Origin of the sequence: Variovorax sp. E3, assembly GCF_016082275.1 — a bacterium.
Taxonomy (GTDB): Bacteria; Pseudomonadota; Gammaproteobacteria; order Burkholderiales; family Burkholderiaceae_C; genus Variovorax.
This window is the reverse complement of record NZ_MOWM01000221.1, coordinates 1-9,372: the sequence shown is the minus strand read 5'-3', so window position 1 is coordinate 9,372 and position 9,372 is coordinate 1. Positions and strand designations below refer to the sequence as shown.

Sequence of the window (9,372 nt, the reverse complement as noted above, 5' to 3'; positions counted from 1 at the left end):
CAAGCCATGGCCGTATCAGGCGCCGCGAGCCCCCACCCCTGCCCTCCCCCGAAGGGGAGGGAGCAAGACCGATCAGAACGCGACGCGCAGCCCGACCTTCACGTCCGCCCCGGCAGCGGCGCGTTCGGATACACCGTCGTCGTCAGGATCGACGTCGGGCTGTAGGCCAGCTTGTTCGTGATGTTGTCCACGCGCGCGTACCAGGTGAGGTTGGTGCGCTGCACCTTCATGCGGTACGTGATGGCCGCGTTCCACAGCGTGTACGCATCGGTCTCGCGCGCGCCCACGCTCGGCACCCGGTGCTGCGCCGCGTTGTAGTCGAAGCCCACGCGCGCGGTCCACGGGCCGTTGCCGTAGGCCAGCGTCGCGCCCAGGCGCAGCGGCGCGATGCGCGGCAGCGGCTCGCCGGTGTCCAGGTTCTTCGCGCGCACGATGTCGCCGCGCCACTCCAGGTCGAGCGTGCCGCCATCGCCCATGCGCGCGAAGCCTTCGGTGCCCAGCAGGCGCAGGTTGCCGTTGGCCTCGATGCCGGTGAAGCGCGCGCGCACGCCGCCGTAGCGGTACTCGGCCAGCGTGTCGGGCGTGCCGGGCTCGGCCACGTTGCCTTCGCCGTCAAGTTCGCGGCCCGAGGCGGTCAGGCCGATGTAGTTGCCGAAGCGCGTGACGTATGCGTTCACGCGGGCCGTGTTGGGGCCGTCCTTCCACTGCGCGCCCAGGTCGAAGCCGGTCGACTTTTCCTTCTTGAGCGTCGGGTCGCCCACCTCCCATGCGGCCGTTGCCACGTGCGGGCCGTTGGCCAGCAGTTCGTAGTCCTTCGGCGCGCGCTCGGTGTAGGCCAGGTTCGAGGTCAGCTGCCATTGCGACGTGAGGTTGACCAAGGCACCGAAGGCCGCGCTGTGCGGATTGAAGGTGCGCTCGCCCACCGCAAAGCGCGTGACGGCCGGGTCTTCCGGGTAGCCCAGCGAACGCACGCGGACCTTCTCGGTGCGCGCGCCGAAGCTCAGCCGGCCCCACGAGGTGCCGTACTCTTCGTGCAGAAAGAGCGCGTTCGAGCGCGTGCGGCTGTGCGGCGCAAAGGCTTCCTCGCCGTCGGCGGCGAAGCGGTTGCTCTCGCTGCTGAAGCCGACCAGCCCTTCGAAGTTGCCGATCTTCTGGTGGCGCGCCTCGACGCGCAGGTCGTTGCTCACGTTCGAGAAGGTGGTGCCGGGCTCGCGGCCTTCGAACTCGGTGTGGCGGTAGTCGGTGTGGCTGACCTTGGCGTGGATGCTGCTGATGAAGCCGCCCGGGCGCCACTCGCCTTCGATGGCGTAGCGATCGGACTTCATGCCGATGGTCACGTCGTCCTCGGCCACGGTGCCGTAGGTGCTGCGGTAGGTGCTGACCGAGGCGCCGACCCAGCCCTGGTCGAAGAACACCGAGCCGCCGAACGCACCGCCGTGCGCCTGGTTGGCCGAGTTGCAGATCTTGCGCGCCAGCCACGGTGAGCCGGGCTTGCTGCACGCCAGGCTGATCGGCACCGACACGTCTTTCGAGTCGCGGTTGAAGGCGTCGACGTGCAGCGCGAGGCGGTCGTTGCCGCCCTCGAGCACCACGCCGCCGCTCTTTTCCTTGTTGCCGCTGGCATAGCCCAGGTCGGCGCGGCCGCCGAAGCCGTTCAGGGGCTCCGACGGAATGCGGTTGTCGATCACGTTGACCACGCCGCCCACGGCGCTGCCGCCGTACTGCAGCGCCGACGGGCCGCGCAGCACCTCGATGCGCTCGGTCACCAGCGCGTCGACCGGCACCGCGTGGTCGTAGCTCAGCGCCGAGGCGTCGGGCGCGCCGCCGCCGTTCTGCAGGATGCGGATGCGGTCGCCGTCCTGGCCGCGAATGCTCGGACGGCTGGCGTTGGGGCCGAAGTAGCTGCTGCTCACGCCCGGCAGGTTGTTGAGCGTTTCGCCCAGGGTCGATTCGGAGCGCAGCAGCAGCTTGTCGCCCGACAGCGTGGTGGTCGGCGCGATCAGGTCGCTGGCGCCCAGCGGGTTGCCGGTGACAGTGACTTCACGCAGGCTGGAGGTGTCGGCCGGCGCCGGCGCGGTCTGCGCCTGGGCGGCGCCAGCGAAGGCGGCGAGCGAAAGAACGGCAGCGCCGATGGCGTTGCGACGGAAATTGGGGGTCATGAAAAGCACTCGTTGAAATCAAGGGGCGACCGGCCGCCACCCGGCAAGCGGGTGCGGCAGCGTCGGAACACGTGAAAGATTCAGCGAGCGGAAGGCGGACCGCGTGCGTCGAACAGCACGATCCAGCGGGCGATGGCTTCGCCCTGCAAATACGCGAAGGTGGCCGACGGCAGCACCATCGGCAGCACCACCAGCGGCACGCCGGGTGCGCTGAAGCCGTGCGAGAGCCGGTCGTACAGTCGGCACTCGGCGTCGGTCTTGTCGCCGAACAGCGCGTGCAGCCAGGCGTGCCGCTGCGCCGGGGCGCCCGGCTGCGCCACCGTGGCGGTGGCGGTGGCGGCGACGCGCTCGGCCGCCTGGGCCCAGGCGCGGTCGCCCGGCACATGCAGCGTGGCGTGCACGAGGCCGAGGGTCGACGTCACCCATACCGCGACAAGCAGCAGGAAAGCGACGGTTCGCGACGGCCTCGTGTGCGTCATCTGTGCCGGGTGCCGATCAGAAGTGCGTGGTCATGCTCACGTACAGGCTGCGCCGCGTGCCGTACTGCGGCGCACCGACGCCCACGCCCGTGCCGTCGCGCAGGAGGTAGCTCTTGTCGAACAGGTTCAGCACGGCGATGCGCCCGACGATGTCGCCGCCCGACGCTTCCTTCCAGGTGTGCGAGTAGGCGGCATTGACCACGGCGTAGTGCGGCAGCGCCGCGCTGTTGGGCGCGCCGCCGTCGGGCGTGCGGCGCAGGCCGCTGCCGAAGATCAGGTCGCCGCTCAACTGGTTGTCGCCGAAGCGGTAGCTGGCGCCACCCGACAGCGTGTAGGTCTGGTCGTGGTCCAGGTACACGTAGTGGTTGGCGATGTAGCTCAGCTCGTCGGCGCCGAACAGCGACTGGCTCGACACGATGTTCCTGCCCATCGCCTTCTGGTAGGCGAAGTTCGCGTAGGCCGACCAGTGGTCGTCGTTGTAGCGCGCCGACAGCTCCAGCCCGCGCGCGAAGCCCTTGGCGTAGTTGAACGGCGACAGGATCAGCGCCTGGCCGAACTGGCCTTCATCGACCAGGTTGGTGATGTTCTTGTAGTACACGTCGGCCGACAGCGAGAGGTTGTCGTTCACCTTGTGGTCCAGGCCCAGGTCGAAGTAGTGCGTGCGCTCCGCCTTCACCGGGTCGGAGTTGGGCACCTCGGGCTGGTTGGTGGTGCCCGCATACAGGTTGATGCTCTGCTGCGAGGCCAGCTCCTGCGGCGGCGGCGTGAAGTAGCGCGCGTAGCCCGCGTGCAGCGCCGTGTTGTCGGCCAGCTTGTACGCCAGGTTCAGGCGCGGGCTCCACTGGTGCTCCTTGGTGAACGCGTCGACGCTGTCGTAGCGCAGGCCGTAGTTGAAGGTCAGCCTCGGGTCGATGCGCCACTCGTCCTGCACGTAGAGGCTGGCGAGCTGGCCGACCTTGCTGGAGTTGTCGTTGATCAGCAGCGGCGTGTTGCCGGCCTGCGCGCCGGTGTCGTCGACCGGGAACACGTTCACCGCATTGATGCTGCGCGTGGTCTGCCGCGTGTAGGCGCCGCCGAAGCGCAGCGTGTGCGCGTCGTCGAGCTTGTACGAGGCGTCGGCCTGCAGGCCGTTGGACGAATTCGAACGCAGGGTGTCCGAAGCCACGCCGTTGTAGATCAGGTCGCCCACCGCGTCGGGCGTGTAGTGCAGGTTCGAGTACTGGTGGAAGGCCGACACCTGGAAGTCCAGCGCGCCCACGGTCTTCTGGTAGGACAGCGCGACGAAGCGCGTGGCCTCGGTCTGGCGCTCGCGCACGTCGGAAGACGGCAGCCCGTTGTAGCCCGTGCCCAGGTCGCTGTAGCCGGCCAGCGAGAACGACGGCGCCTGGTTCGGGTTGGTCGGGATCTGGAACTTGCCGTTGTAGGTGCCGAACATCAGGCCCAGGCGCGTGTCGGCGTCCAGGTAGTAGGACAGCGTGCCGAAGGTCTTGCCCTGGCGCGTGCGGTCGTTCTGCGCGTTGAGCGTGGGCTGCGGGTTCTCGATGCCGTTGGTGTTGGACACCAGGCTCCCCGACAGGTAGTAGCTCAGGTTGCCGGTGGTGCCGTACAGGGAGCCGCTTTCTTCGAGCGTGTTGTGGCTGCCGAAGGTGAAGCCGAGCGAGCCGCCCGGCTTGCCGAAGCCCTGCTTGGTCTGGATGTCGACCACGCCGGCGGTGCGCAGGCCGTACTGCGCGGGCAAGGCGCCGGTCAGGAAGTTGACCGAGTCGATGTAGCGCGTGTCCAGCGATTGGCCGAAGCCCGAAATGCCTTCGGGCAATTGCACGCCGTTGACGCGGTACTGCACGTTGCCGTGGTCGTCGCGCACGTGCAACGAGCCCGAGGCCTTGGAGTCCTTGGCCACGCCGGGCAGGGTCAGCAGCACGTCGTCCAGCGGCGTGGCGTCACCCTTGCCGAGCGCGTCGATGGCGGCGCGGTCGATGCGGTAGACGGTCGCGCCGACCTCGGGCGAGAGCTCCATGCGCGCCTTCTTCAGGCGCTCGGACTGGATCTCCACGGTGGACAGCGTGCCCTCCACGGCGCTGGGCGCAACGGTGGTGGTGGTCGTTGTCGTGGTGCTCGCGTCCTGGGCGAAGGCCGACCAGGACAGCAGGGAAAGAACGGCAATGCCAACGGCACTGCGACGGAAATTGGGAATCATGAATGGGCACTCGTTGAATCGATGAGCGGCCCGCCGCCGCCCGCGCGATGCGGGGCGGCGACAGCCGGAACACGGGGGGATTCAGCGAGTGGAAGGCGGGCCGCGCGCGTCGAACAGCGCGACCCACCGGGCGACGAACTCGCCCTGCAGGTAGGCAAAGGTGGCCGACGGCAGCAGCATCGGCAGCACCACCAGCGGCACGCTGGGCGCGCTGGAGCCGTGCTCCAGCTGGTCGTACAGACGGCACTCGGCGTCGGTGTGCTCGCCGAACAGGCTGCCCAGCCCGTGGTCGGCGTGCTTGTGCACGCCGCTGGGCGACGCCTGCACCGTCGCGGCGGCGGCCTGCGCCAGGCCCGGCACGTGCAGCGACCGGTGCATGACCCCCAGCGTGCCCGCGATCCACAACGCGAACGCCAGCGCGACGATGAACGCGCGCGACGAACGGGAGGCAGACTGGCGGGCGATGTGCACGAAGGGGGCCGCTGGGTCGATCGGGACTAGGACTTCTTGACGCGCGAGGCGAAGGTCTTCTGGAACTTCTCGACCTTCGGGCCCACGACGAATGCGCAGTAGCCCTGGTTCGGGTTGTTCAGGAAGTAGTCCTGGTGGTAGGCCTCGGCGGCCGAGTAATTGGCGAGCTTGGCCACCTCGGTGACGACCGGCGAGTGGTAGGTCTTGCTGGCCTCGATCTCGCGGATGACCTCTTCGGCCACCTGCTTTTGCGCGTCGTCCACGTAGTAGATGCCGCTGCGGTACTGGGTGCCGGCGTCGTTGCCCTGGCGGTTGAGCGTGGTCGGGTCGTGCACCACGAAGAAGATCTCCAGAACCTCGCGCAGGCTGATCTGCGTCGGGTCGAATTCGAGCTTCACCACCTCGGCGTGGCCGGTGCGGCCGGTGCAGACCTGCTCGTAGCTCGGGTTGACCACCTGGCCGTTGCAATAGCCCGACTCCACGTCGAGCACGCCCTGCACGCGGTCGAACACCGCCTCGGTGCACCAGAAGCAGCCGCCACCGAGCACGATGGTTTCAGTCGGCGACGATGAAGAGGTCATGACACAGCTCCGGCAGGTTGAAAAAACACGAACCCGATATTGTCGCGGCTTGACGTGACGGATGCCGGTCACTACATTACTAACCCGCGAGTCATTAACACCATGTCCACGCCCCGCTCCTTTGTCGACAAGATCATCTGCCCGGTGCGCGCCAAGCGCGAGCGCCGGAAAGAGGCGCGTCCCGGCGAATTGCTGGCCGCCGCGCTCGACCTGTTCGTGGAAAAGGGCTTCGCCGCCACCCGTTCCGAAGAAGTGGCGGTGCGCGCCGGTGTTTCCAAGGGCACGCTCTTTCTGTACTTTCCGAGCAAGGAAGAGCTGTTCAAGGCCGTGGTCATGGAAAGCCTGGGCGGCCGTTTCACCGAGTGGAACGCCGAATTCGAGGCTTTCGAGGGCACCTCGGCCGAAATGCTGCGCTACTGCATGAACGTGTGGTGGGAGCGCGTGGGCATGACCAAGGCCTCGGGCCTGACCAAGCTCATGATGTGCGAGGGCGCCAATTTTCCCGAGCTGGCCGAGTTCTATCGGCGCGAGGTGGTGCGCCCCGGCCACGACCTGCTGCGGCGCATTCTGCAGCGCGGCATCGACCGCGGCGAATTCGCCAACGTCGACATCGACCACGCCATCTATTCGGTGGTGGCGCCCATGGTCTTCCTCATGCTCTGGAAGCATTCGGCCATGGTCTGCGTCGACGGCGTGTCGCCGCTGGACCCCGAAAAATACCTCGCCACACAGGCGGAAACCGTGCTTTACGGGCTCAGCGTGCGCGCCGGGGACAAGGCATGAAGCGTTGCACAAGGCCGACCGGGGCGCGGGTGTCATCGGCGCCAACTAAAATTGAAGGTTTGTCCTGAGCCCACAAGGAAAGCCACGCCATGAACCCCACCCCCACCCTCGAGCGCTTGCGCTTCAACATGATCGAACAGCAGATCCGCCCCTGGGATGTGCTGGAAACCGACATCCTCGAACTGCTGGCTGAAATCCACCGCGAGGACTACGTGCCCGACGAGCACCGCACCCTGTCGTTCTTCGACATGGAACTGCCCCTGCTGGACGGCTCCGTGCCCGGCGAATTCATGCTGTCGCCCAAGGTCGAGGCCCGCACGCTGCAAGACCTGCACATCCAGAAGCACGAATCGGTGCTCGAGATCGGCACCGGCTCCGGCTTCATGGCCGCCCTGCTCGGCGCCCGCGCCGCCAAGGTACTGTCGCTGGAAATCAACCCCGTGCTGGCCGCCCGCGCCGCCGAAACGCTGCGCCAGAACGGCGTGACGAATGTCGAAGTGCGCCACGCCGACGGCGCCATGCCCCTGGCCAGCGGCCCGAGCTTCGACGTGATCGTGCTCAGCGGCTCGGTCGCGCGCATTCCGCAGAACCTGCTGGGTTCGCTCAAGGTCGGCGGCCGCCTGTCGGCCATCGTGGGCGACGAGCCCATGATGCGCGCCCACTTCGTCACCCGCACCAGCGAAAGCAAGTGGGACACCATCCAGCCCTGGGACATCGTGGCCCCGCGCCTGCTGAACTTCCCCGAGCCCTCGCGCTTCTCGTTCTGAGCGGACGGTCCCAAGAATGATCGACCAAGTCCGCCCCGCCGACCTTGCTGCCTGGTTCGCCCAGGACGCCGGCGCCACGCCCGTGCTGCTCGACGTGCGCGAGCCCTGGGAACTGCAGACGGCGAGCGTCGCGCCCCAGGGCTTCACCCTGGTCGCGATCCCGATGAACGAGATCCCCGGACGGCTGGCCGAACTGGGCGAAGGCCAGCGCATCGCCTGCCTGTGCCATCACGGCGCGCGCAGCCAGCGCGTGGCCGCTTTTTTGAACCAGAACGGCTTTGCGGAGTTGGCCAACGTGGCCGGCGGCATCGACGCCTGGTCCTCGCACGACCCCACGGTCCCGCGCTACTGATTCTTTCTTCAAGGACGTTCAATGCCTTCCAGGCCCCGGCTTTCGCCTCTTTCCGCAGCGCTCGCAAGCACCTTCGCAGCCCTGCTCGCATTGCCGGCTCAGGCCCAGACACTGAACGAACTGTATGACGCGGCCCGCGGCTACGACGCCACCTACCAGGGCGCGCGGGCCCAGTACGACGCCAGCGTGGCGCGCGCCGCGCAGGCCAAGGCCGGCATCCTGCCGGCGGTCGGCCTCACGGCGGGCGTGACGCGCAGCGACATCGAGATCGACACCCTCACGGGCACCGGGCGCGGCACCACCACGCCGCGCGACTTCAACACGCAGAACGTCGGCATCAACGCCACCCAGCCGCTGTACCGGCCCGCCAACTGGGCCACCTACGAGCAGGGCAAGCGCCAGGCCGACATCGCGCAGGCGGTGCTCACCATCGCCGAGCAGGACCTGATCGTGCGCGTGAGCCAGGCGTATTTCGACGTGCTGGCCAGCACCGACAGCCTGGCGCTGGTGCGCGCGCAGAAGGTGGCCGTGGCCGAGCAACTGGCCTCGGCCAAGCGCAACTTCGAGGTCGGCACCTCGACCATCACCGACTCGCGCGAGGCCCAGGCCCGCTACGACCTGGTGATCGCGCAGGAAATCGCGGCCGAGAACGACCTGCAGGTCAAGAAGGTGGTGCTCGACCAGTTGGTCGGCCGCCCCGGCAGCGTGCCGGTGCCGCTGACGGTGCCGGTGGTGCTGCCCACCGCCCTGCCCGCCGACATCAACGCCTGGGTCGCCCAGGCCGACACCGCGCACCCGGCAATCCAGCAGGCGCGCCTGGGCGTCGACGTGGCCGGGCTCGAGGTCGAAAAGGCCAAGGCCGGCCACAAGCCGACGCTGGACGCCAACCTGGGCTACAACGTCACGCGCAACCCGACCGGCACCACCACCAGCACCGTGGGCACGCGTGCCAACGCGGCGACGGTGGGCGTCACGTTCAACCTGCCGCTGTTCGCGGGCTTCGCGACCGAGAACCGCATCAAGGAAACGCTGGCGCTCGAAGACCAGTCGCGCAGCGTGCTCGACGGCACCCGCCGCAGCGTGGCGCAGGCCACGCGCGCGGCCTATCTCGGGCTCGTCTCGGGCGCGGGGCAGGTGAAGGCGCTGGAAGCGGCCGAGGCCTCGAGCCAGAGCGCGCTCGATGCGAACCGGCTGGGCTACCAGGTGGGCGTGCGCATCAACATCGACGTGCTGAACTCGCAAAGCCAGCTGTTCCAGACCAAGCGCGACCTCGCGCAGGCGCGCTACAACGTGCTGCTGGGCAACCTGAAACTGCGCCAGGCCAACGGCACGCTGACGACCGACGACATGAACGCGATCAACGCGACGCTGGCGAGCAACGGCAGCGTGCCCGCGGTGCCGCCGGCCATCGCGCCCGATCGCAGCCCGCAGCAGCAGCAACAGCCCGTGGTGCCGGTGACACCGCCGAGCATTCCGGTGATTCCGCCGGTGCCGGTGCAGCCGTTCAACCCGCCCGCGCCGACCATGCCGACGGCGCCCGTGCCACCGGTGATCCTGAACCCGCCCGTGCGCTGAGGTTTAGG

8 protein-coding genes and 1 pseudogene are annotated in these 9,372 nt (G+C 68.3%); 4 read left to right on the top strand and 5 right to left on the bottom strand.

From position 1 onward, the window contains the following. Positions 1–72: 72 nt before the first annotated feature. The 5 genes and pseudogenes from BMG07_RS37935 to msrA all read right to left on the bottom strand — a co-directional run bounded on the left by BMG07_RS37935 (position 73) and on the right by msrA (position 5,887). Positions 73–2,159 (bottom strand): annotated as a pseudogene (locus BMG07_RS37935) (TonB-dependent receptor). 80 nt (positions 2,160–2,239) lie between these two features. Beyond that, positions 2,240–2,581 (bottom strand): hypothetical protein, encoded by a 342-nt coding sequence (locus BMG07_RS37930; protein ID WP_307867281.1) that lies wholly within the window; start codon positions 2,579–2,581, stop codon positions 2,240–2,242. Positions 2,582–2,654: 73 nt separating this feature from the next. Continuing rightward, complete coding sequence (locus BMG07_RS37925) at positions 2,655–4,835, bottom strand: TonB-dependent receptor (protein ID WP_198088804.1); 2,181 nt, start codon at positions 4,833–4,835, stop codon at positions 2,655–2,657. A gap of 81 nt (positions 4,836–4,916) precedes the next feature. Next, positions 4,917–5,306: a hypothetical protein gene (locus BMG07_RS37920; RefSeq protein ID WP_198088803.1), complete on the bottom strand. Its 390-nt coding sequence runs from the start codon at positions 5,304–5,306 to the stop codon at positions 4,917–4,919. A 26-nt stretch (positions 5,307–5,332) separates the two neighbouring features. Further along, positions 5,333–5,887: a peptide-methionine (S)-S-oxide reductase MsrA gene (msrA, locus tag BMG07_RS37915; protein WP_198088802.1), complete on the bottom strand. Its 555-nt coding sequence runs from the start codon at positions 5,885–5,887 to the stop codon at positions 5,333–5,335. Positions 5,888–5,989: 102 nt separating this feature from the next. Between msrA and BMG07_RS37910 the strand changes: the two genes are divergently transcribed. The 4 genes from BMG07_RS37910 (at position 5,990) to BMG07_RS37895 (ending at position 9,364) form a co-directional block, all read left to right on the top strand. After that, positions 5,990–6,670, top strand: coding sequence for a TetR/AcrR family transcriptional regulator (locus BMG07_RS37910; protein WP_198088801.1), 681 nt, complete (start codon positions 5,990–5,992; stop codon positions 6,668–6,670). An 89-nt stretch (positions 6,671–6,759) separates the two neighbouring features. Beyond that, entirely contained in the window at positions 6,760–7,437 is a 678-nt protein-coding gene (locus BMG07_RS37905; protein ID WP_198088800.1) for a protein-L-isoaspartate O-methyltransferase, read from the top strand. Positions 7,438–7,453: 16 nt separating this feature from the next. Continuing rightward, on the top strand, positions 7,454–7,789 hold the full coding sequence (locus BMG07_RS37900; RefSeq protein ID WP_198088799.1) for a rhodanese-like domain-containing protein: 336 nt from the start codon (positions 7,454–7,456) through the stop codon (positions 7,787–7,789). Between the two features lie 21 nt (positions 7,790–7,810). Next, the gene (locus BMG07_RS37895) at positions 7,811–9,364 is read left to right on the top strand and encodes a TolC family outer membrane protein (RefSeq protein WP_198088798.1); all 1,554 of its coding nucleotides are present in this window, start codon (positions 7,811–7,813) and stop codon (positions 9,362–9,364) included. Positions 9,365–9,372: the final 8 nt, after the last annotated feature.

Excerpts from the sequence above, each read along its gene's own strand:
- BMG07_RS37925 (WP_198088804.1), bottom strand. The coding sequence starts at position 4,835 with ATGATTCCCAATTTCCGTCGCAGTGCCGTTGGCATTGCCGTTCTTTCC.
- msrA (WP_198088802.1), bottom strand. The coding sequence starts at position 5,887 with ATGACCTCTTCATCGTCGCCGACTGAAACCATCGTGCTCGGTGGCGGC.
- BMG07_RS37910 (WP_198088801.1), top strand. The coding sequence starts at position 5,990 with ATGTCCACGCCCCGCTCCTTTGTCGACAAGATCATCTGCCCGGTGCGC.
- BMG07_RS37905 (WP_198088800.1), top strand. The coding sequence starts at position 6,760 with ATGAACCCCACCCCCACCCTCGAGCGCTTGCGCTTCAACATGATCGAA.
- BMG07_RS37900 (WP_198088799.1), top strand. The coding sequence starts at position 7,454 with ATGATCGACCAAGTCCGCCCCGCCGACCTTGCTGCCTGGTTCGCCCAG.
- BMG07_RS37895 (WP_198088798.1), top strand. The coding sequence starts at position 7,811 with ATGCCTTCCAGGCCCCGGCTTTCGCCTCTTTCCGCAGCGCTCGCAAGC.